The 21,625-nt window shown below is 58.5% G+C and carries 24 protein-coding genes and 1 pseudogene; 8 read left to right on the top strand and 17 right to left on the bottom strand.

Going from position 1 to position 21,625, the window contains the following annotated elements:
* Window positions 1-4: 4 nt before the first annotated feature.
* The 5 genes from kdpC to ACA051_RS22435 all read right to left on the bottom strand — a co-directional run bounded on the left by kdpC (window position 5) and on the right by ACA051_RS22435 (window position 4,144).
* Window positions 5-685 carry a K(+)-transporting ATPase subunit C gene (gene kdpC / locus ACA051_RS22415; protein ID WP_497371974.1) on the bottom strand — a complete coding sequence of 227 codons (681 nt, stop codon included), beginning with the start codon at window positions 683-685 and terminating at the stop codon, window positions 5-7.
* Window positions 686-695: 10 nt separating this feature from the next.
* A complete protein-coding gene (gene kdpA / locus ACA051_RS22420; RefSeq protein ID WP_497304786.1) occupies window positions 696-2,402 on the bottom strand; it encodes a potassium-transporting ATPase subunit KdpA in 1,707 nt (568 codons plus the stop codon).
* Window positions 2,403-2,569: 167 nt separating this feature from the next.
* Window positions 2,570-2,668, bottom strand: coding sequence for a K(+)-transporting ATPase subunit F (gene kdpF / locus ACA051_RS22425; RefSeq protein WP_497304787.1), 99 nt, complete (start codon window positions 2,666-2,668; stop codon window positions 2,570-2,572).
* 257 nt (window positions 2,669-2,925) lie between these two features.
* On the bottom strand, window positions 2,926-3,414 hold the full coding sequence (locus ACA051_RS22430; protein WP_497304789.1) for a GyrI-like domain-containing protein: 489 nt from the start codon (window positions 3,412-3,414) through the stop codon (window positions 2,926-2,928).
* Between the two features lie 67 nt (window positions 3,415-3,481).
* A complete protein-coding gene (locus tag ACA051_RS22435) occupies window positions 3,482-4,144 on the bottom strand; it encodes a LysE family translocator (RefSeq protein WP_497304790.1) in 663 nt (220 codons plus the stop codon).
* Between the two features lie 138 nt (window positions 4,145-4,282).
* Between ACA051_RS22435 and alaC the strand changes: the two genes are divergently transcribed.
* Entirely contained in the window at window positions 4,283-5,503 is a 1,221-nt protein-coding gene (alaC, locus tag ACA051_RS22440) for an alanine transaminase (RefSeq protein ID WP_497304792.1), read from the top strand.
* A gap of 74 nt (window positions 5,504-5,577) precedes the next feature.
* Here alaC and ACA051_RS22445 read toward each other — a convergent pair whose 3' ends face one another.
* The gene (locus ACA051_RS22445; protein WP_497304794.1) at window positions 5,578-6,930 is read right to left on the bottom strand and encodes a GntP family permease; all 1,353 of its coding nucleotides are present in this window, start codon (window positions 6,928-6,930) and stop codon (window positions 5,578-5,580) included.
* 82 nt (window positions 6,931-7,012) lie between these two features.
* Window positions 7,013-7,546 (bottom strand): gluconokinase, encoded by a 534-nt coding sequence (locus ACA051_RS22450; RefSeq protein ID WP_497371976.1) that lies wholly within the window; start codon window positions 7,544-7,546, stop codon window positions 7,013-7,015.
* Between the two features lie 215 nt (window positions 7,547-7,761).
* Here ACA051_RS22450 and gntR point away from each other — a divergent pair, with 215 nt between their 5' ends.
* Complete coding sequence (gene gntR / locus ACA051_RS22455) at window positions 7,762-8,793, top strand: HTH-type transcriptional regulator GntR (protein WP_497304797.1); 1,032 nt, start codon at window positions 7,762-7,764, stop codon at window positions 8,791-8,793.
* Window positions 8,794-8,897: 104 nt separating this feature from the next.
* Here the strand turns inward: gntR and ACA051_RS22460 are convergent, their stop codons facing one another.
* Entirely contained in the window at window positions 8,898-9,770 is an 873-nt protein-coding gene (locus ACA051_RS22460; protein WP_497371978.1) for a LysR family transcriptional regulator, read from the bottom strand.
* A 121-nt stretch (window positions 9,771-9,891) separates the two neighbouring features.
* Here ACA051_RS22460 and ACA051_RS22465 point away from each other — a divergent pair, with 121 nt between their 5' ends.
* From ACA051_RS22465 to ACA051_RS22480, 4 genes are all read left to right on the top strand, one after another.
* Complete coding sequence (locus ACA051_RS22465) at window positions 9,892-10,323, top strand: PACE efflux transporter (RefSeq protein WP_497304800.1); 432 nt, start codon at window positions 9,892-9,894, stop codon at window positions 10,321-10,323.
* Window positions 10,324-10,380: 57 nt separating this feature from the next.
* A complete protein-coding gene (locus ACA051_RS22470; protein WP_497304802.1) occupies window positions 10,381-11,013 on the top strand; it encodes a glutathione S-transferase family protein in 633 nt (210 codons plus the stop codon).
* A 161-nt stretch (window positions 11,014-11,174) separates the two neighbouring features.
* Window positions 11,175-11,708 (top strand): hypothetical protein, encoded by a 534-nt coding sequence (locus tag ACA051_RS22475; protein ID WP_497304804.1) that lies wholly within the window; start codon window positions 11,175-11,177, stop codon window positions 11,706-11,708.
* A gap of 269 nt (window positions 11,709-11,977) precedes the next feature.
* Window positions 11,978-12,418: a hypothetical protein gene (locus ACA051_RS22480; RefSeq protein WP_497304805.1), complete on the top strand. Its 441-nt coding sequence runs from the start codon at window positions 11,978-11,980 to the stop codon at window positions 12,416-12,418.
* 69 nt (window positions 12,419-12,487) lie between these two features.
* On the opposite strand, the gene ACA051_RS22485 is transcribed toward ACA051_RS22480, so the two are convergent.
* The 6 genes and pseudogenes from ACA051_RS22485 to ACA051_RS22510 form a co-directional block, all read right to left on the bottom strand.
* On the bottom strand, window positions 12,488-13,060 hold the full coding sequence (locus tag ACA051_RS22485) for a methyl-accepting chemotaxis protein (protein WP_497375620.1): 573 nt from the start codon (window positions 13,058-13,060) through the stop codon (window positions 12,488-12,490).
* A gap of 18 nt (window positions 13,061-13,078) precedes the next feature.
* Window positions 13,079-13,807 (bottom strand): annotated as a pseudogene (locus ACA051_RS22490) (PAS domain-containing protein); the annotation flags it as partial.
* Between the two features lie 580 nt (window positions 13,808-14,387).
* On the bottom strand, window positions 14,388-15,401 hold the full coding sequence (locus ACA051_RS22495) for an ABC transporter substrate-binding protein (RefSeq protein WP_497304806.1): 1,014 nt from the start codon (window positions 15,399-15,401) through the stop codon (window positions 14,388-14,390).
* On the bottom strand, window positions 15,398-15,931 hold the full coding sequence (locus ACA051_RS22500) for a sigma-70 family RNA polymerase sigma factor (RefSeq protein ID WP_497371980.1): 534 nt from the start codon (window positions 15,929-15,931) through the stop codon (window positions 15,398-15,400). The genes ACA051_RS22495 and ACA051_RS22500 overlap by 4 nt, the downstream gene beginning before the upstream one ends.
* Window positions 15,932-16,155: 224 nt before the next feature.
* Complete coding sequence (locus tag ACA051_RS22505; RefSeq protein WP_497304810.1) at window positions 16,156-16,947, bottom strand: phosphate/phosphite/phosphonate ABC transporter substrate-binding protein; 792 nt, start codon at window positions 16,945-16,947, stop codon at window positions 16,156-16,158.
* Between the two features lie 173 nt (window positions 16,948-17,120).
* Complete coding sequence (locus ACA051_RS22510; protein ID WP_497371982.1) at window positions 17,121-18,062, bottom strand: fatty acid desaturase; 942 nt, start codon at window positions 18,060-18,062, stop codon at window positions 17,121-17,123.
* Between the two features lie 419 nt (window positions 18,063-18,481).
* On the opposite strand from ACA051_RS22510, the gene ACA051_RS22515 reads away from it, so the two are divergent.
* Window positions 18,482-18,907 (top strand): GNAT family N-acetyltransferase, encoded by a 426-nt coding sequence (locus tag ACA051_RS22515; RefSeq protein ID WP_497304814.1) that lies wholly within the window; start codon window positions 18,482-18,484, stop codon window positions 18,905-18,907.
* Window positions 18,908-19,040: 133 nt separating this feature from the next.
* Here ACA051_RS22515 and def read toward each other — a convergent pair whose 3' ends face one another.
* The 3 genes from def to ACA051_RS22530 form a co-directional block, all read right to left on the bottom strand.
* A complete protein-coding gene (gene def, locus ACA051_RS22520; RefSeq protein ID WP_497304816.1) occupies window positions 19,041-19,580 on the bottom strand; it encodes a peptide deformylase in 540 nt (179 codons plus the stop codon).
* Window positions 19,577-20,533 carry a YihY/virulence factor BrkB family protein gene (locus tag ACA051_RS22525; RefSeq protein ID WP_497304818.1) on the bottom strand — a complete coding sequence of 319 codons (957 nt, stop codon included), beginning with the start codon at window positions 20,531-20,533 and terminating at the stop codon, window positions 19,577-19,579. Before ACA051_RS22525 ends, def begins: the two co-directional genes overlap by 4 nt.
* Before the next feature lie 171 nt (window positions 20,534-20,704).
* Entirely contained in the window at window positions 20,705-20,896 is a 192-nt protein-coding gene (locus ACA051_RS22530; protein ID WP_403108416.1) for a CsbD family protein, read from the bottom strand.
* A 199-nt stretch (window positions 20,897-21,095) separates the two neighbouring features.
* Here ACA051_RS22530 and ACA051_RS22535 point away from each other — a divergent pair, with 199 nt between their 5' ends.
* Complete coding sequence (locus tag ACA051_RS22535; protein WP_010457352.1) at window positions 21,096-21,473, top strand: hypothetical protein; 378 nt, start codon at window positions 21,096-21,098, stop codon at window positions 21,471-21,473.
* Window positions 21,474-21,625: the final 152 nt, after the last annotated feature.

The raw sequence follows: 21,625 nt of genomic DNA on the forward strand, positions 1-21,625 counted from the left end.
TCTCTTACTCACTGGCCGCAAGGGGTGGCTGATGCGCAGGCTTCAAAGCATCCAGCGCGAGGTTGAGTTGCAGCACATTGACCCGTGGCTCGCCGAGCAGGCCGAAGGTGCGTTGCTCGGTGTGGGTATTCACCAGTTTCAACAGGTCGGCTTCGGGCAGGTGGCGCAGACATGCGACGCGCGCCGCCTGAATCTGTGCGTTGGCCACCGAAATGTGCGGGTCCAGGCCTGAAGCCGACGAGGTGACGGCATCCACCGGCACCTGTGCATCGGCTGCCAGGCCATTCTGTCGGCGGTAGGCTTCGACGCGCAGGGCCACGGTGTCGATCAACTTCTGGCTGGTCGGGCCAAGGTTGCTGGCGCCACTGGAACCTGCGTTATACGGCTGCGCCACGCTCTTGCTCGGGTCCAGTGGATCGGCGCCAAGTGTCATGCTTGCGCGCCCCTGGAAATACTCGGGCCGGGTGAAATGCTGGCCGATCACCGCCGAACCGATCACCAGACCGTCCCGTTCAACCAGACTGCCCTGGGCTTGAAACGGGAACAGCACGTTGGCCACCAGGGTGGTGAACAACGGGTAGGCCAGCCCGGTCAGCAGCATGAAGAACGCCGCCGATATCAGCACCGGGCGTAACAGGCCGACAAACAGAAACTGCACTTTGGTTTGTGGTTGAATTTGAGTCATCACTGCGCCCTCACTTGTAGGTCTGGCCAGACAGCAACTGCAGTTGCTCGACCAGTGGGCCGAGCGCGAGCGCCGGCAGGAAAGTCAGGCCGCCCACGACCAGCACCACGAACACCACGAGGAACATGAACAGCGGTGTGGCGGTCGGGATGGTGCCGGCACCGGCAGGGATGTTCTTTTTCATCGCCAGGGAACCTGCGACTGCGAGCATCGGCAGCATGGTGAAGAAGCGTCCGAGCAACATGGCAAGACCGATGGTGGTGTTGAAGAACGGCGTATTGGCATTCAATCCGGCGAACGCCGAACCGTTGTTGGCCGTGCCCGAGGTGTAGGCATACAACACCTCACTGAAGCCATGGGGCCCTTGGTTGTTGAGGCTGTTGAGGGTGTCCGGCCAGAGTGCCGCCAGCGCGGTGAAGCCGAGAATGCAGATCGGGTGCGCCAGTACCGAGAGCATGACCAGCTTGATCTCCCGAGCCTCGATCTTCTTGCCGAGGAATTCGGGACTGCGGCCGATCATCATGCCCACCAGAAACACTGTCAGCAGGGCGTACTGGATCAGGTTGATAAAGCCCACGCCGTCGCCGCCGAACACGCAGTTGAGCATCATCTGCGCCAGCGGTACGAAGCCGCCCATGGGCGTCAGCGAGTCATGCATGGCGTTCACCGAGCCGGTGGTTGCGCCGGTGGTGGTGGTCACGAACAGGCTGGTGTCGGCAATCCCGAAACGCAGTTCCTTGCCTTCCATGTTGCCGCCACTCTGGGTGGCCGACAGCACTTGGTCCGCGCCCACTCGGGTCAGCAGCGGGTTACCACTTTGTTCGGCCGTGTAAACGATGCTCAGAAAGCCGACGAACATCACCAGGAACGTGCCAAAGAACACCCAGCCCTGACGTCGACGCATCAGCATGCTGCCGAAGGTGTATGTCAACGCTGACGGGATCAGCAGCATGCTAAGGATGTGCAGCATGTTCGTCAGTGGCGTCGGGTTCTCGAACGGGTGTGCAGCGTTCATGCTGAAGAAGCCGCCGCCATTGGTGCCGATGTGTTTGATTGACTCAAAGCTCGCCACCGCGCCGACGATCAACTGCTGCTGCGCGCCTTCGAGGGTGGTGGCCAGGGCCTGGGAGCTCAGGGTTTGGGGCATGCCTTGCCAGACATACACCAGCGCCATGCCGAAACACAGGGGCAACATCACCCGGTACAGCGTGCGAGTGAAGTCCACCCAGTAATTGCCGATATCAGCGGAATTCGACCGACTGAGGCCGCGAATAAAACCCGCCGCCGCCACAACGCCCGCTGTTGCGCCGACGAACATCAGGAAGGTAATGACCGCCATCTGGCTGAAGTTGGACAGGCTGGTTTCACCTGAATACGCCTGCCAGTTGGTGTTGGTGATAAACGACGCCGCGGTGTTGAACGCCAGATCCGGTGTTTGCGCGCTCAGCCCCAAGGGGTTGAGCGGCATGAAACCTTGCAGGCGCAACACGATGTAACCCAGCAACATCATTGCCGCGTTCGACAGCAACAGGGCCGAGCCATAACGCGCCCAGCCCATGGTTTCGGTCGAATCGATCCCCAGCAAACGATAAGTGGCGCGCTCGGCCAAGGCATGCTTTTGCCCGGTAAAAACCCGCGTCAGCCACTTCCCCATCAAGACGGCGAGCCCGGTCATCAACCCGAGAATCACCGCAAATTCCAGCATAGTGCTCAACATGTCGATGCTCCGTTCAAATCTTGCCCATGGCGACGATGACCATGGCTGTCGCAGCAAAAAACACCACGCTAACCCCCATAAAAATCAGGTCGTACATTGCCGATTTCCTTTCTCAAGACCGCCCTGGCGGGCTGATAAAAAAGCCTGTGCCGCAATGACTGCGGCCATCAGAACTTTTCTGCACGAATAAGGGCGTAACCCAGGTAGGCGAACAACAGGGCGGCACACAGGCCGCTGGCGATGTAGATGAACTCGAGTGATAACAAGACAGCTCCCCCTGACTAAACGAAGGCACCCGCGATCGGGTCCCGGTAGAGCGCGCCAGAGCAAAAAACGCACTGGATACGCGCTCTTATCTGCGCCGTGCAGGTTAGGTGAGGGGGTATCAAGGACGGACACTGATTGGGGGCAGCGGTATTAAGACGGCGTATAGATCGAGCGGAACGGAGGTTGTGCGGGGGTGATGCGAGGCGTCAGCGACAGCCACGAACGGGCACGGTGAAGTGCCCGTCCGGGGCTCGGTTCATTTCTGTTTGAGCGGCAGCCAGATTTCCAGCACGCCGGTGTTGAGCTTCGGGTTGAAGTCTTCGCTGTAGCGTTCGAATTCCGGGGCGTCTGCCGCTTGATGGCCGGACTGTGGCAGCCAGGTTTTCCAGATGTACTGAAAGGTCGCGGGCAACTGCTCCAGTGTGCCTTTGTGCTCGAACACCGCGTAATGCTGGGGTTGAACCTCGACCCAGCGGTACTTCTCCGGCAGGTCGTCGAGCTTGCTGATTTCGACGCCTGCAATGTATTCGAAACCGCCCTTCCCATCCGGATTGCAGCAAATGCCGTAGGTCACTTCGCCTTTTTGACCGGGAATCTGTCCGATTTCGGGGATGAATTTTTCCCAGAGTTCGGGGATTTTCTTGGAAGTTTCCTGGGTAAATCGTCCGCCAAGCCCGGCAATGAGCAAGAAGTGCCCGTTTTCGAAGCGTGGCTCGGCCGGTTTTACGTCTTTTAATTCATCCATGACTCAACTCCTGAGACGAAAAAGTGGGTTCGGCTGGGAGTATAGAAGCCAAACCCGATTCGCCCAGTCAGAGCCCCGGCACCTGCTCGACGGCAGCCTTGACGATGAACTCGTTGTAACCCGATAGAATCACGTACACCGCGAAATAGCAGAAGATCGCCGCTGATGCCATGTAGGAGTAGCGCAGCAACTTGTCACCCAGCAACTTGCCACCGTGGCTGGCCGCGAAGCACAAACCGGCACTCCAGAGCAGACCGGCGCAGAGAAATCCGCCGAGAAACAGCGCCGAGCTGACGGCCCCGCCGCCACCGGAACGCGCGATCAGCGTGCCGCCCACCGCCGCGAACCAGAGAATGGCGCTGGGTGACGACATGGCGAGGAAGATTCCGCGGAAAAATTCTTTCCGGTGAGAGTTCTGCCCCACCTCGGCGGTCTGGGCCAGCACTGCCTCATGGTGAATCGCCGAGTAGATCATCTTCGCCGCGAAGTACACCAGCAACGCAGAACCACCGATCCACAGCACCCAACGCACGGTCTCGTATTGCAGCAAAACGGTCATGCCCGCCAACGCCAGCACCGCGTAAATCAGGTCGCCGACGCAGGTTCCCAGCCCCAGCGCGAAGCCTTGAAAATAGCCGCGTTGCATCGCCAGGGTAATCATCGCGATGTTGGCCACGCCGATATCCAGGCACAGCGAAAGGCTCAGCAGAAAGCCGCTGGTAAATTCCATCAACCGGGTTCCTTCGGACAAATTTGTTTACAGAGTCGCTGGACAGTGTGCCACAACAGCCCTTACATTCCGCCACAGGCCACCGCAGTGGCCAGCGTCGCTCGGACGGTTCCGGGCGCTCACGTTACCGAGGCAACAATGGCTAACCCAGGTTCGCCGCGCCGCTTTGCGCGCATAGATCGACTCCCCCCTTACGTATTCAACATCACTGCCGAGCTGAAGATGGCCGCCCGTCGTCGCGGCGAAGACATCATCGACTTCAGCATGGGCAACCCTGACGGCCCTACTCCGCCGCACATCGTCGAAAAACTGGTGACCGTCGCCCAGCGCGAAGACACCCACGGTTACTCAACGTCCAAGGGTATTCCGCGTCTGCGCCGGGCCATTTCCAATTGGTACAAGGATCGTTACGCGGTCGACATCGACCCGGAAACCGAAGCCATTGTCACCATCGGTTCCAAGGAAGGCCTGGCGCATCTGATGCTGGCCACCCTCGACCAGGGCGACACCGTGCTGGTGCCGAACCCCAGCTACCCGATTCACATCTATGGTGCCGTGATTGCCGGCGCCCAGGTGCGTTCGGTGCCGCTGATCCCGGGCGTGGACTTCTTCGCCGAACTGGAAAGCGCGATTCGCGGCTCGATCCCGAAACCGAAGATGATGATCCTCGGCTTCCCGTCGAACCCGACCGCTCAATGCGTGGAGCTGGATTTCTTCGAGCGGGTGATCGCCCTCGCCAAGCAGTACGACGTCTTGGTGGTGCACGACCTGGCTTACGCCGACATCGTCTACGACGGCTGGAAAGCCCCGTCGATCATGCAGGTGCCGGGCGCCAAGGACATTGCGGTGGAGTTTTTCACTCTGTCCAAGAGCTACAACATGGCGGGCTGGCGCATCGGTTTCATGGTCGGCAATGCCGAACTGGTCAACGCCCTGGCGCGGATCAAGAGTTACCACGACTACGGCACGTTCACCCCGCTGCAGGTCGCGGCCATTGCGGCGCTGGAAGGCGATCAGCAGTGCGTCAAAGACATCGCCGAGCAGTATCGGCAGCGTCGCAACGTGCTGGTCAAAGGCCTGCATGAACTGGGCTGGATGGTCGAGAATCCGAAAGCGTCGATGTACGTCTGGGCCAAGATTCCAGAGGCGTATGCGCACTTGGGTTCGCTGGAGTTCGCCAAGAAACTGCTCGCCGAAGCGAAAGTCTGCGTCTCGCCGGGTGTCGGGTTTGGTGAGTATGGGGATGATCATGTGCGCTTTGCGCTGATCGAAAACCAGGACCGGATTCGTCAGGCCGTGCGCGGGATTCGCGGGATGTTCCGGGCGGATGGGTTGGTTCAGAAAACCAGCGCCAACTAAATTGCCTTCGCGGGCAAGCCTCGCTCCTACAGTTTCACACATCCCTGTAGGAGCGAGGCTTGCCCGCGAAGCTTTTAAACGAACATCGACAACAGCAGGATAAAGCCCAGCGCAACGATGGACAGGATGGTTTCCATCGCGGTCCAGGTCTTGAAGGTTTCAGCCACGGTCATGTTGAAGTATTGCTTCACCAACCAGAAACCGGCGTCGTTGACGTGCGACAGCACCAGCGAACCGGCGCCAGTGGCCAGCACCAGCAGCTCACGGTTTACACCTGGAATCATCCCCACCACCGGCACCACGATGCCAGCGCCGGTAATGGTCGCCACGGTGGCCGAACCGGTGGCCACGCGAATTACCGCTGCGACCAGCCAGGCCAGCAGGATTGGCGAAATCTGCGCGTTCACCGCCATGTGGCCGATCACGTCACCCACACCGCTGGTCACCAGCATCTGCTTGAAGCCACCACCGGCACCGATGATCAGAATGATCGCGGCGGTCGGTGCCAGGCTGGCGTCGAGCAATTTCAGAATCGTGTTCGAGCCCATGCCCTGCTTGTAGCCAAAGGTGTACAGCGACAGCAGCAACGCCAGCAGCAGCGCGGAGATCGGGTGACCGATCAGGTCCATGAACGAGCGCGCGAAATTGCCTTCCGGCAGTACCACGTCGGCAAACGTCTTGAGCAACATCAGGAACACCGGCAGCAACACGGTGACCAGGGTGATACCGAAGCTCGGCAACGTGTCGGCCTGAGGCTCGCGAGCCAGTTGATCCACCAGTTCCTGATTGGCATGGCCCGGAATGTACTTGGCAATGAACGTACCGAAGATCGGACCGGCAATAATGGCGGTCGGCAGCGCAACGATCAGGCCGTACAGAATGGTTTTACCGATGTCGGCACCGAACACGCCGATGGCCAGCAACGGGCCCGGGTGCGGTGGCACCAGACCGTGGACCGCGGACAAACCAGCCAGCAGCGGGATACCAATCTTGATGATCGACACGCCGGTGCGCCGGGCGACGATGAACACCAGCGGGATCAACAGCACGAAGCCGATTTCGAAGAACAGCGGAATGCCGACCAGGAAGGCCGCGAACATCATTGCCCACTGCACCTTGTCCTTGCCGAACGCGCGAATCAGGGTCTGGGCAATCTGATCCGCCCCGCCCGACTCGGCCATCATTTTGCCGAGCATCGTGCCCAGCGCGAGGATGATCCCGACAAAACCGAGCACCCCACCGAAGCCGTCCTGGAACGCCTTGATGACGGTGCCGATCGGCATGCCGGAGGTCAGCCCGAGAAAGGCTGCGGCAATGATCAGGGCAATGAACGGGTGAAACTTGAACTTGGTGATCAGGACGATAAGCCCGATCACCGTGACCACTGCATCGAGCAGCAGGAACGTCTCGTGGGACATGCCAAACATTAGGGGTGTCTCCTGGTTGTTGTTGTTATTAAAGCGGGTAATTCGCAAGCCAACAGGACAGCGCTATCTCTTCGAGCAAAACTCATACGGCCTGTTTCAGGCCATGGGCCTGCCACCAGACATGCGCTTGCTTCGCCAATTGCTCGACGCTGTGGTTCGACGCGTCCAGAGCCAGGGTCAAGGGCTCGCCAACAGGGGATTCAAGGGTGGCGAACTGACTGTCGATCAGTGTCGAAGGCATGAAGTGGCCCGGCCGATGGGAAACACGGTCAGCGGCGACTTCAGGGGTCAGCTCAAGAAACACGAAGCCCAGGCCCGGCAAGGCGCTGCGCAGACGTTCACGGTAACTGTGTTTGAGGGCCGAGCAGGTCAGCACCGGGCGCTGGCCTTTAGCGTCGACGCGGCGCAGTTCATCGCACAGGCTGTCGAGCCAGCCGGCACGGTCGTCGTCGTTCAGGGGGATCCCCGCGCTCATCTTTTCGATATTGGCGGCAGGGTGGAAAGTGTCGCCTTCAATGGCGGTCGCGCCGCTGAGTTGGCACAAGGCCTCGCTGACGCAAGTCTTGCCGCAACCGGCAACGCCCATGATGACCAGGGCGGTGATGGAATTATTCATGTAACACCTCAGCGCGCAGACAGCGCTACCTTTGCCAGTTATGACACTGGATCAAAAGCAGAAGTTGCCGACGCCTTCTTGTCATTTTTGTGGGTTGCAGCATGTTCGGACCCAAGGCCAAAAAGCGAGGTTCAGGCAAACCCCGCTCACGCATTTGCAGCTGCATCGAGACAGCGCTACCTTAGTGCCTCGAATTTTGTTTGGCAAGCCGTCCGATGATCTCCCCTAAAAACGATAAAAATACGCGCACCACTGGCCGCCCTACCCTGAACGAAGTTGCGCGCCTGGCTGGTGTCAGCCCGATCACCGCCTCCCGCGCCTTGCGCGGCGTCAGCACGGTGGCCACCGAACTGGTGGAAAAAGTGCAGAAAGCGGCCCTTGAACTGAATTACGTGGTCAACCCTGCCGCCCGCGCCTTAGCCTCGGCCCAGAGCCATTCGGTGGTGGTTTTGGTGCCTTCGCTGTCCAACTTGCTGTTCATCGATACGCTAGAAGCCATTCATCAGGTTTTGCGCCCCAAGGGCTTCGAAGTGCTCATCGGCAACTTCCATTACTCGCGTGATGAAGAAGAAAACCTGTTGCGCAATTACATGGCCTATCAGCCCCGTGGCTTGCTGCTGACCGGTTTCGACCGCACCGAAAGTTCGCGGAGGATGATCGAGGCGAGCAACATTCCGTGCGTGTACATGATGGAACTGGACAGCGCCGCCGGGCTCAATTGCGTTGGTTTTTCGCAACTCGCGGCGGGTGAAACGGCGGCGCAACACTTGCTGTCTCGTGGGCGTAAACGCCTGGCCTACATCGGCGCGCAGTTGGATCAACGCACGTTGTTGCGCGGCGAAGGTTTCCGCAAAGCCCTGCAAAAGGCCGGTTTGTATGACCCCGACCTGGAAGTGCTGACCCCACGAGCGTCGTCCGTCGGCCTGGGCGGCGAACTGTTTCTGCAACTGATGGCGAGTCATCCCGACGTGGATGCCATCTTCTTCGGCAACGACGACCTGGCCCAGGGCGCCCTGCTTGAAGCCATGCGTTGCGGGATCAAAATCCCCGAACAAGTGGCGATCCTCGGTTTCAACGACCTGCCCGCCTCGGCGCACATGGTCCCGCGCCTGAGCAGCATCAGCACCCCGCGCGAGGCGATTGGCCGACGCTCGGCGGAGTTGATGCTGACCTTGCTGGCGGGGAATACCGTGGCCAAACCGGTGCAGGACATGGGGTTTGAGTTGAAGGTGCGCGAGAGTACCTGACCCATGTTGGAGCGAGCCTGCTTGCGATGGCGGTGGGTCCGTCACCATCAATGTTGACTGTCAGGACCAAATCGCGAGCAGGCTCACTCCCACAAGGGATTGCCTCAGCGACCCATCAGTTCGACAAACGCCATCGCGCCTTTCTGCAACGGCTGGCTCTTGAGCCACACCGCATGCACCGGCAGCACCAACCCGTTCTCGATGTTGCGGAAACTCAGGCGCTTGAGTCTTCCGGCATCAAGCAGCGGTTGGACGACCGACAGCGGAAAATTGCCCCAGCCCAACCCGGCTTCAACCATTTCCAGCGCCATGGCGAGGGTGTCGGTGCGCCAATAGGATTCGCCCACCAAAGGCCGGGTTTCGCTGATCGGCAGGTCGCGACTGGCAACGATGATTTGCCGCACGTGAACCAGATCCTCCAGAAACAAATCCTCGCCCTGAAACAGCGGGTTGTCCGCCGCCAGTGTGGCGATCACGCTCTCGGTGCCGACGAACTGGAATCGCTCCAGTACGTTCATGCTCAACCCCGCGAACGCCAGGCAAACGCTGACGCGACCGCTGTGGAGCATCGCCAGCACATCGTCCTGGGGCGCGCTGAGCACTTCGATTTCCAGGAGCGGATGACGCTCGGCGATGACCTTGATCGCGGCCAGCAAACGGCGCTTGTCGAGGTCCGCTACGACGCCAATCGACAACTTGCTCTCCAACCCCAGCGACAATTCGATTGCATGCACCTGCAGCTGCTTGAGCTGTTCGGCGATCAACCGCGCGTGCGGCACCAGCGCACTGGCCATCGCCGTCGGCACCGGTTCGCGATGGCTGCGATCGAACAGCGGATATCCGAGCTCGGCTTCCAGATTGGCAATGCCCATGCTCACCGCCGACGGCACTTTACCCAGCGCACGCGCCGCCGCCGAAAACGAACCGCGCTCGATCACGGCCAGGAACAACTCGATGCTGTCACTGTTGAAATTCATTCCTCTTCCTATCAATAAAACTGAAAGCTGCTGACTTTTTCTGTCAGGCCTATTGAAGCTATCTTTCGTCGCCTTCGCCAGTGCTACTGGCTTCAAGTTCGCAAGAAAGAGGCAAAACTCCATGCAAGGCGTTAAACGCAAACTGGTCTACGTGTCGCTGTTCGAAGTCTTTGGCATGACCTTCTCGGCGCTGGGCCTGGCGCTGCTGTCCGGCACCTCACCTGGCAGCACCGGCCCGTTGGCGGTCATCATCACCACAATCGCGGTGACCTGGAATTTCATCTACACCACGCTGTTCGAGCGCTGGGAAAGTCGTCAGCCATCGCGCGCGCGCACCGTTAAACGGCGCATCGCCCATGCCGTGGGATTTCAACTAACCTTGATAGTGTTTCTCATCCCGCTGATCGCCTGGTGGATGAACATCAGCCTGGTGCAGGCCTTCCTTCTGGACTTGGCGCTGATCATTTTCATCCCGTGCTACACCTTCGCGTTCAACTGGCTGTTTGATCGCACGTTTGGTTTGCCCGCCTCGGCGCTGCCGGATCCGGTTTGAAAACCGCGCAATGTCTGTCAGATTCCTGAAGCGTCGAATCGCTAACGGAGTAGCTCAATGGAACATGCACTGAAAATTCTGGGTAAAGCGTCGTCCATCAACGTCAGAAAGGTCCTGTGGACCTGTGAAGAACTGGCTATTGCCTACGAACGTGAGGACTGGGGCGGCGGTTATGCGTCCACCCACACGCCGGAGTTTCTCCGGCTCAATCCCAACGCGCTGGTGCCCGTGATCATCGACGACGCCGGTGTGTTGTGGGAGTCCAACACCATCTGCCGTTATCTGGCCGGCAAACACCAGAACACCGATCTGCTACCCCACGAACCGGCCGCGCGCGCTCGGGTCGAGCAATGGATGGATTGGCAAGCCACCGAACTCAATGCCTCATGGAGCTACGCATTCACGGCATTGGTGCGCAAGGATCCGGAGTTCCAGGACCCGCATCACATTGCGGCCGGCGTGCGCGGCTGGAACCAGAAGATGGGCATCCTCGAACATCAGCTCGCGGCAACCAAAGCTTACGTCGCCGGGCCACGCTTCACCCTTGCCGACATTGTCATCGGGCTGTCCGTCAACCGTTGGCTGATGACGCCGATGGAGCGGCCCGACTACCCGGCCATCGACGAGTACTTTCAACGACTGGCCCAACGTCCGGGCTTCCTCAAGTACGGCTGCAACGGCTTGCCTTGATGCCCGCCCTGTTTGCCGTCAGGCGGCAAAGGCTGACCGCAAAACCCACGTAGCCCACTCGGCCATTACGTATTAACTGACTGATTTATAGTGATTTTTCCTTACAGGCATACTATTTGCTCGAAGCACCGCACCACAAATGCCTACAAGGTCTACTCATCATGTTGGTCAGTGCTAAACAGCAAACGTTAACGGTGCCGCTCCCCAAGAAGCCCGGCGAAGATCCTACCGCCGAAGCCGCTGCCGGACTTCAGGGTGCGATGCTGCAAACGATGCAAATCAACGCTCAGGCGAAAGCCGCGCAGATACAGCAATCGGCCACCCAAAACGCCACGCAGCAAGTCAGTGAGGCGAGCAGAATCAGCGACAACGTGGATGAAGCGTTCGCGAAAACACGCGTGGGGCTGCAAGCCTCGTCGGCCAAACTTCCAGCTGAGACTCAATTAGCCTCGGACGCCTTCAAGGAATACATGAGCAAAACCCCGGAAGAGCGCATGCAAGACGCCATTCTGGAAGAGATGGGTTTGACGAAAGAAGAAGTGGAGCAAATGCCACCGGAAAAACAGCAGGCGATCGCTAAAGAGATGGCCGAGCGCATGGAGGACAAGATCAAACTGGCGCAGGCCGAGAAAGAAAGCGCTAACAGTGAAAAAGGCAGCAGCCAGGTGGTCGACAAGTTTCTTGCTTCGCTTTAACGGCGCTCAACTACAAGAAGGGCCCTTGGAGCGGGCCCTCTCCTTATCCACCGAAAGACAACCATCCGTCGACTTTTTTCATCTAATCGTCCCAACCTGTAATTTCTGACAGTAGTCGTCTGTCTTGATCCGATAAATCATACCTACTCCTGATCTGAAAGTTAGTTCATGAATTGCTTTCGATTTCGCATATGCGCTTGCCTAAGCGAATTCAGGAAGTTAATTCACAACATCTTTGGATCCAAATACCGAAGGAAGGGTAACCAGTCATGAGCCAGGTCGATTACGCTTTTGAAGCAACCATCGTTGAAAACGCGGATGGTACTGAGCATAAAATCACTACACAAGTTCCTGAATCCATCATCACCGGCAGCCAATTTGAGGTCGTCGGACAGGTGCCTCCCTCCCTTCGTTTAGTCGCAATCTATATTAGGGATAAATCAGGCCCAATAACCGCCAAGAGATACGATTTCCCTAACAACGACAACCCCGACCGCCCTGCTTATGGTGGCCACTATCACCCTGACCGAGAAGAAAACTCCTGGCTCGGGACTGCAGGGCACATCCAAATAACCGAGTACGATTCGAAAAATAAAAGAGCTAAAGGAGTGTTTGAATTCACTGCTGTATGGGAGGGCGATCCTAAGAAAACAGCAGAGATCAAAGGCCGTTTTAATCTAGGAAACACGCCACCAACACAAACGAGCTAAAACCGCCGAACTCGCACCTTCACCCGCCCCTGGACGAACAAACTTCGTTGAGGGGCGGTTTACGTTCAATTAGTTTATCTGCAACGTCGAGCTGAACTGACTGATCGCATCCACCACATGCCGCGACCCTTGCTGAATCTCGAGGATCACCTCTCCCGCTTCGTTCGCCAGTTCCACCCCAAGTCCGGTTCGGCTCAAGCTCGACTGCATGCTCGACACCGCGCTCAACGACAGATCGCGGTTCCTGCGCACCACATCGACGATCTCCAGCGTCGCCTGGCTCGTGCGTGCCGCAAGGCTGCGCACTTCATCGGCCACCACCGCAAACCCTCGACCGTGCTCCCCCGCCCGTGCGGCTTCGATGGCTGCGTTGAGCGCCAGCAAGTTGGTCTGGTCGGCAATGCCGCGGATGGTCTGCACGATGGTGCCGATGATGTCGGATTGTTTGCTGACCGCATCGATACTGAGCGCGGCTTCGTTCAGGTCCCGGGAAATGTCCTGGATGATTTGCACCGTTTGCTGCACCACCTGAGAACCTTTCTGCGCACAGGCGTCATTTTGTACCGAGGTGCTGTGCGCCGACTCCGCAGCCGTTTGTAAGGTGGTGACTTGCTGGGTGATGTCGCTGGCAAACTTCACCACTTTGTATAACCGACCCTTGGCGTCGAACAAGGGATTGTAAGAGGCTTCGAGAAATACGGTATGGCCGTGTTTGTCTTTGCGTTCGAATCGATGCGAGTGATATTCGCCCCGATTGAGTGACGCCCAGAACGCCTTGTAAGCCGTCGACTCAGCTTCGGCGCGGTGGCAAAACAGGCTGTGGTGCTGGCCCACCACTTCGTGGAGCGAGTAATGCATCGTCTTCAGGAAGTTTTCGTTGGCCGTGATGACTTTGCCATCGGGGGTAAATTCGATCACGGCCATGGAACGACCGATGGCAGCCAGCAGGCTTTCGTTTTCATGCTCCTGATTGATGCGAGCAGTGATGTCCGAGGCGACTTTGATCACGCTTTTAACCTGGCGATCAGCACCGAACACCGGCATATAACTGGCCTCGAGCCAGACCTCCTTGCCACTCTGGTTCAAGCGCAAGAAAGTCCCGCTCACCGGTTCGCCACGGGCCAGGTCCCGCCACAACTTTGCGTAAGTCTCGCTGCGATAAAAAGCTTCTTCGCAAAAAATCCGATGATGTTTGCCGCGCACTTCGTCGGCGCTGTAGCCCATGACACTGCAAAAGTTGTCGTTGGCCTCGAGCACGATGCCTTCCGGGGTGAACTCGATCATCGCCATTGATCGACTGACCGCCGCCAACTTGGCGCTGGCCTCGGTCAGCGCACAGCTGAATCGTTGGATTTCCAGCAGGTCAGCCTTGTGATGTAGGTTAAACATGGTCGTATCACCTTCAGCGCGTTCTTTGATTGAAGAAAGTTCTTAGGTCTTTCAACGGATCCACCACAACGTTCTATGGAACAGGCACACGCGTTCCTCCAAGGGAGGAAGTGTCAGGTGATCAATGATGTTCAATCGGAGAGTCCATGCAGCAACGCTCTTATCAAGACATCCTTCTCTTGATAGCCCGGGACCGGGCCAGCCCTAACGTATTCATAAGTAACTCCCTTTGCCGAACAGCTCCTTAGTTGATCCGTGTCGGTGCCTTGGGTGTGCACTCTTGCGACGCCATCGTCATATGACGAGCGACATGGATAACTACGGGTTAGCGTAGACAGTCGGTACAGGGAAGCAAGGCCACTAGTCGGCCAGTACTGAGGACAAAATCGGTTCAGCGAAGAAATTTGGCGTTGGTGGCTGAGTCGGTGGGGGTCTCAAGACCATCGCGAGCAGGCTCGCTCCCACAGAAGGATCGTCAGTGGACAACGTATTTGTGTACACCCGAGATCCACTGTGGGAGCGACGGTGCGACCTGCTCGCGAATGAGGTCGCTCAAGCACCGCTAAAACATCAGGAAAACTTACAGACTCGCACTCACCCTGGTTGCCACCTCCCCCGGCACCCAGGCTTTCCAGATCTGCGGCTGATCGCGCAAAAACGCCTCGGCCACTTGTCGCGGTTGCTGACGTTTTTCGCTCATTTGCCCCAGCGTCTGGTTCAGCAGATCGATCGGAAAATCGACCTTTTCAAAGAACGCCACCAGGTCCGGGTATTGCGCCTTGAACGGCGCGGACACGCCAATCGCCAGGCTTGCCGGCATCGAGCGCGTGCCTTTTGGGTTCGGGTGATTGGCATCGGCCAGGGTCTTCCAGGCTCCGGCATCGAACGGCGGCTCGTCGAGTTTTACCAGTTTGAAACGGCCCAACAGCGGTGTTGGCGACCAGTAATAAAACAGCACCGGTTTGCCGCGACGGATCGATGAAGCGACCTCGGCATCCAGCGCCGCGCCGGAGCCGGTACGGAAGTTGACGTAGCTGGCGGTCAGGTCATAGGCCTTGAGTTTCTGGCTGTTGACGATCTCCGAGGTCCAGCCGGTCGGGCTGTTGAGGAAACGACCGCGGCTCGGGTCTTCCGGGTCGCGGAACACGTCCTTGTAACGGGCCAGGTCGGCGACGGATTTCAGCTCCGGGGCCAACGGTTTGATGCCGCGTTCCGGGTCGCCCTTGATCACGTACTCGGGCACCCACCAACCTTCGGTGGCGCCTTTGACCGTGTCGCCCAAACCAAACACCTTGCCCTCGGCGGACGCCTTGACCCACGCCGGACTGCGCCCGGCCCACTCTTCGCCGATCACCTGAATGTCGTTCTTGGCCAATGCCGCTTCAAGGCTGACGGTGCTGCCCGGCAAGGTATCGGTCGGGTAGCCGTAGCCCTTCTCGACGATCAGTCGCAGGATTTCGGTAATCAGGCTTCCGCTCTCCCAGGTGATGTCACCGAAGTGAATCGGTGCGGCTTTTTCGGCTGCCGGAACCTGGGAAGCCACCAGGCTCAGGGCCAGCAACGAACTGCCGAGCAGGGTTTTGATCGATCTCATGCGGACCTCTGGGTCAAGGATTGGTTAGCGCTGTGCTGGGCGCACAAGGCGTGGGTGCGGGTCATGTAGACGCTGACCGAGCGCTGGGAAATGCCCAACTCGGCGGCGATTTGCGGGTACGTCAGACCGTCGATGCGGGACATCAGGAACGTCGCCCGGACTTTGCCGGGCAAGCGATCGAGGGTTCGGTCCAGGCTGTTCAGGGTTTGGGATAACTGCAGCAATTCTTCAGGCGATCGCCCACCGACAAGGTCGGTTTGCTGCTGGTGTTCCAGGTGTTGGCGCTCCAGATCGCGGCGACGCCAGTGCTGGTAAACAAGGCGACGGGCGATGGTGGTGAGCAAGGCGCGAGGCTCGCGGATTGGCGTCAGCGCTGGCGACTCGAGCAGGTGCACGAAGGTTTCGGCGGCGATGTCTTCGACACTGGGATTGCTGCCCAGGTGTCGGCGCAGGCGTGCGCACAGCCAAGGGTAATGGGCGCGGAACAATCCGCCCACGTTGTTGCGATGGGAAGCGTCGGCGCCGGACATAGAGGCTCCAAGGGTTAGGGGTCGCTGAATGTCCGGTGATCCGGTGACGCGATCCTAGCAAGGGCCCTTATTCTTTAAAAATACTTAAAATGCATTTTTATATTCTATTAATGCATTAAACAGTTAAAAGAACGCAGCCTCGTTTCACTCGACAGCTGCTACAGGAGATTGGTGTCCATCTGTTGCAGCTGTCGAGTGAAACGAGGCTGCGTTCTTCCACGCCCCTACCGCAACCGCCCATATCCCAACGCTTCAGCCTCCTGCTCATAGTCGAGAATCACTTGATAGTCGGTCTCGGTGGCGGGCAGCACTTCTTCCAGGCCGAGGATTTGCGCGACATCGGGCAACTCATTCAATGAGGTGTTGATCACCTGCCGAAACGCTTCAACCTGTTCATCGGTCAGCGTTGCGGCCGTGATGTACGGCAAGGTCGGACTGAACGCGCTTCGAGCGACGACGCGTAGACCGGCGACTTCTTTGTCGGCATGCCGCGCCAGATAGGCGAAGGTCACACTGTCGATGGCCGCCAGGTCTGCACCCTCTTCGCGCAGCCAGCGCAGGCTTTCGCGGTGGCTGCCGCTGATGGCGACACTGGAAAAAAATTGCCCGTCGCGATGCAGCGGCGCCAGGCTGTGCCGCAAGAGGTTCATGCCGCTGTTGGAGTCTTCGCCATTGATCACCCCGCGACTGCCGCGCAACTCAGGCAAGGTCAGCCGTGGATCATCGGCGCGGCTCAGCAGCAGGCTGCAATGGTTGCCACCGTTGCTGTCGGGGAGTTCATAACGGGGCCGACCGATGACCCGGACTTTGCCGCGCAATGCGGTCATCAGCGGGTAGCCGCAGGTTTGGGTCAGCAGCAGATCCGGCGATAACCAGAGTTCGGGCAGCGACAGACCTTCGGCACTCATGCGGGCGTGCCCCAGGTGTTCGAGGATGCGCGAGAGCCAACGCTCGTTCGCCGCGCGGATCGGCTCGGGGGCGACGTACATCAGGAGCTCGGCGATGTGTTCAGTCATCAAAAATCTCCCCGGCTACGAAACGCCCCTGTGGGAGCGAGCCCTTGTGGCGAGGGGATTTATCCCCGCTGGATGGCGCAGCCGCCCCAAAATCTTGGGCCCGCTTCGCAGTTCAGCGGGGATAAATCCCCTCGCCACAGCTCCCACAGGGGTCAGGTGTCGATCATGAAAAATCAATGGAATGGATGCCGCGGGCTATCGATGGCTTTCACTCCATTCTCCCGCCACAACTGCCCATAACCCTGCACCAGAAACCAGCCGCTACGCGCCACCCATTGTTCGCGGCGCGCGTAGTAGGCGCGTGGCAAGTCGTACCAGGGCAGGCCCGGCAAGTCGTGATGCACCAGGTGAAAATTGAGGTTCAGGAACAGCCAGCGCCACGGCCAGGCCGCCTCGTTGAGCACGGTGCGTTGCTCGGGCTGGGGGTGCGGACGGTGTTCATAGTAGGAGCGAATCATCGCTATCGAAAGCGCCGGCACGCTGATCAGCAACAGGTAATGCCAGACCGGCAACACACTGTAGCGCGCAATGAACACCAGCATCAGCAAGGTCAGCGCGCCGTGGGTCAGCCACATCAGCCACGCCTGTCGCTCAGCGTTGATCAGCCGCTGAAATTCTTCCTTCGCCAGCGCCAGCAACGCCAGCGGTGCGCCGAGCATGAAGCGCCCGAGCACGGTTTTGTTCAGCCAGTGCAGGCTTTGTTCGAAGAGCGAACTGCCCTGCCACTGCTCGGCCGTCAGGTAACGGCTTTCCGGGTCGTGGCCGGGCAGGGTCAGGTCTTCGTCGCGGTGATGCAGCAAATGGCTGTCGCGATACAGGGTGTAGGGATACCAGACGGCGAATGGTACGTAGCCGAGGAGTTTGTTCAGCAAAGTCCAACGGGTCGGATGCCCGTGAAGCAATTCGTGCTGCACCGACAACCAGAGCACCACCAGCGGAATCAGCAACAATGTGCTCCACCACAGCCCCAACCGATCACTGGTCAGGACAATGCTGAACCAACCGACATACACGCCGACCAGCAACAGCCAGGTCGGCCATTCGGTGCGAGCGGTGAGGCGTTGGCGCAGGGTTTCGATTTCTTCTCGGTGGGCGGCATCGAAGTAATGGGGCATGGCGTTGCTCAGATCGGGGACCAGTCCCCCTCTGTGCAATGGCGCAGGGAAATCTTGCAGATTATTTTTTTGTTTCGACAATCACCTGTAGCAGCTGTCGAGTGAAACGAGGCTGCGATCGTTTGATCTTGATACGGAAGATCAAAAGATCGCAGCCTCGTTTCACTCGACAGCTCCTACAGGGGGAACGGAAGGTGACTGGACCTCAATGACCGAACACATCCACCTTCTTGGCCTTCTTGTCTGCGCGCTTTTCATCGGCGGTTTTCGCCGGTTTCTTCTTTGCCGCTTTTTTTGAATCCATGCCTTTGGCCATGATACGTACTCCACTCATACGGGATGTGAGATCAGGTATACACCTATCCCCCGCCGCGCGTTCTTTTATAATCGCCCGCTTTGCGCACCGACAGATCAAACCCATGCCCGACACCCAGTACTCCCTGCTCGCCGAGCCATTATGGCCATTGATGAACAAGTTTTATCGCGCCCACCAATCGTCGATGAAAGCGGTTCGCGACGCTCAGCTGTGGGTCGCCAGACGCGAGGAGATCATTGGCGCGCTGTGTTTACGGCCGGTGGCAGGCGGGCATTGGTTGACGGGTTTGTTCGTCGATCCGGCTTGTCGCGAACAAGGGATCGCCGGCGCCTTGATCGCTGAGGCGGTGAAGGAGGTCGAAGGTCCGGTGTGGTTATTTTGTCATCCGGACCTGCGCGGCTTTTATGAGCGTCGTGGATTTACCTTCGACCCAGCCCTGCCCTATGCGATGGTCGAACGCTTGAGCCGTTACGCGCGCAGCAAACCGATGATTGCCATGGGCCTGGCCAAACAACCGACGTCAGACTGATGGAGATCACCTGTGGGAGCGGGCTTGCTCGCGAAGGGGCCATGTCAGTCAATATTGATGTCGACTGACACTCTGCATTCGCGAGCAAGTCGAATCGTCGCACCGCCGCTCCCACATTTGATTTGTGGTGGTTTCAGTCGTCTGCGTTAGGGTCGAGATCCGGGAACATCACTTCGGTGAACCCGAATTTACTGAAGTCGGTAATCCGCGACGGGTACAACCGGCCGATCAGGTGATCACATTCATGCTGCACCACCCGCGCATGGAATCCCTCGGCGATCCGCACAATCGGCTGGCCCTTGGGATCGAACCCTTCGTAGCGAATCTGCTGATAACGATCCACCGCGCCGCGCAGGCCAGGCACTGACAGGCAACCTTCAAAGCCCTCTTCCATCAGCGGGCTCAACGGCGTGATCAGCGGGTTGATCAGAATGGTCTGCGGCACCGCTTCTGCGTCCGGGTACCGTTCGCTGTGCTCGAACCCAAAGATCACCAGTTGCAGATCGACTCCGATCTGCGGCGCAGCCAGGCCAACGCCGCCGACGCTTTCCATGGTCTGGAACATGTCGTCGATCAGCAGCCACAACTCAGGGCTGTCGAACATCTCGGCCGGCACCGGCGGAGCAATACGCAGCAGGCGCTCATCGCCCATTTTCAGAATTTCACGGATCATTTGATGGCTTCGTCAGTGTGCGGCTTGATCGAGTGATCCCGACCCAGTCCAGAAACGTGGTGTTTGGGTTCGTGGTCGAGTTCACCGGGGACTTTTTCGCCAGGGTCCTTGCCTTCGGTCGACATGTGTTCGATCACGGCATTCATCTCCGCGCCGAGCAACAGCACTGCGGCGGAAATATAGAAGTAGAGCAACAGCACGATGATCGCGCCGATACTGCCATACATGGCGTTGTAGTTGGCGAACTCCTTGACGTACAGACCAAAACCCAGCGACGCGATGATCCACACTACCACCGCCAGCACCGAGCCCGGGGTAATGAAGCGAAACTCTTGTTTGACGTCGGGCATGACGTAATAAATCAACGCCACCGCCATCATCAACAGAATCACGACCACCGGCCAGCGCACGATGGTCCAGAGGGTCACGATGAATTCTTCAAGGCCGACTTGCGAGGCGATCCAGCCCATCACCTGCGGCCCGAGCACCATCAACGCGGCGGCCAGCAGCAGCATGCCGGCGATGCCGATGGTGTAGAAAATCGACAGCGGGAAACGCTTCCACGCCGGCCGGCCTTCGACCACGTCGTAGGCGGCGTTCATCGCGCTCATCATCAGCCGCACACCGGCAGACGCGGTCCACAGCGCAATCACGATACCGACCGACAGCAACCCACCTTTGGATTGCTGGAGCTGGTCGATGACCGGGTTCACCTGCTCCAGCGCCTGAGGCGGCAGGACCAGTTCCGATTGCAGGCGCAGCCAGGAGAAGAAGTCAGGAAGGTGCAGGAAACCGATCAGGGCGATCAGGAACAGAATGAAGGGAAATAGCGAGAACAGCATCTGATAGGCCAACGCCGAGGCATAGGTCGACATCTCGTCGTCAACGAACTCGGTGACCGTGCGCACCATGACACGGTGCAGGCGCAGGCCTTTCATGTGTGGGAAAAACATTAGCGTCTCCTTTCGCCGCAAAAAGGGTTGAAGTCGAGGCGACTCAAGGACCGTTTTCTACATCAAAGTAGCCTACTTGGCGACTTTGAAACAATTTCCGTGCGCAAGTTCAGGCTGACACAAAAACGGCCATCCGTGGATGGCCGTTCCTGTTGCTCAGCAAAGGCCGAATCACGCCTTGTCGACGCCTTTCTTGATTGCGTCCTTGGCTTTACCGACCGCTTGCTGGGCCTCGCCTTTCCTTTCCTGGACCTTACCTTCAGTTTGCAGCTTGGTGTTGTCAGTTGCCTTGCCGACACCTTGCTTGACGTTGCCGACGGCTTCGTTGGCCATGCCTTTTACTTTATCGCCAGTGCTGCTCATGGTGTTTCTCCTGTGAACAATTGAACGAGAAAAGTCGTTACACAAGGTTGACCGGAGGCGTTTGCGCGGAGTTTCATTTATTTTCAGCCACACATTTCATCGTTCAGTGCAGGTTGGGCTTTATGTTTGCCGACCAACCCCCGAGAATGCGCAACGTATTCAGGCCATGGCGCTGAAGATCCAATCCCGTAGGAATGTTATGAAACTCGATAAAAAGCAGGCCATTGCCCGCAGAAACCAGGAACTCGGCGGTGCTGTGCTTGGCGTCAACAACTGCCATTTCACCGAACTGAACCGCAACCGCAACATCTGGTGGTTCGATATCCCGGTGGCGCGCCTGGCCATTGGTCAGTACGAATGGGTTCACCTGCTGATGCACACGCCGGAAACCGACGAACTGCTGCACCTGAAAGTGCCGACGGTGTTCCTGCGCGAGAAGCTTGAAGGCCTGGTGGTGCGCAACGAAGGCAAGCGCAAAGCCGCCTTGAGCCTGGAACTGAGTGCGGACAAGGACTCATACCTGCAGGACATGCGCCCGGCGGGCACCAACGTCAATTTCGCGCCGTTTCGCCTGTAAATAACACATCCCCTGTGGCGAGGGAGCTTGCTCCCGCTGGGCTGCGAAGCAACCCTGAAACCTGCAACCCCGTTTCGTCAGATGCACCGCATACGCCGGGTTTGCGACTGCTTCGCAGTCGAGCGGGAGCAAGCTCCCTCGCCACAAAAGCG

Source organism: Pseudomonas sp. LBUM1669 (assembly GCF_059695705.1).